This window comes from Curtobacterium sp. P97, assembly GCF_023712445.1.
Classification (GTDB): domain Bacteria; phylum Actinomycetota; class Actinomycetes; order Actinomycetales; family Microbacteriaceae; genus Curtobacterium.
This window is the reverse complement of sequence record NZ_JAMAYF010000234.1, coordinates 1-383: the sequence shown is the minus strand read 5'-3', so window position 1 is coordinate 383 and position 383 is coordinate 1. Positions and strand designations below refer to the sequence as shown.

The window sequence follows — 383 nt, the reverse complement described above, 5'->3', positions numbered from 1 at the left end:
CCCCTACTACGCGCCGCTGGGTGCCGTCGTCGCCACCTCGACCACCCTGGCCGGATCGGCCCGCGAGGGCCTGCAGACGGTCGCCGCCATCGCGCTGGGCGCCGGCGTCGCCCTGGGCGTCGACGCGCTGAGCTACCCCAACGTCGTCACCATCGCGCTCGTGGTGGCGGCCGGGATCGCCGTGGGCGGGTGGCGGGTGCTCGGGGCGGCGGGCAGCTGGGCCCCTACCGCGGCCCTGTTCGTGCTGATCATCGGCAACGCCGACCCGTTGGGCTACGTCGCCGGGTACGCCGGGCTGACCCTGCTCGGCGCGCTCATCGGGCTGCTGGTCACCGCGGCCTTCCCGCCCCTGCCGCTGGCGCCGGCGCAGGCCGAGCTGGAAC

General features: G+C 76.5%; 1 pseudogene. It reads left to right on the top strand.

The annotated features are described in order from the left end of the window. Window positions 1-383, top strand: a pseudogene (locus M3677_RS17805) (hypothetical protein); the annotation flags it as partial.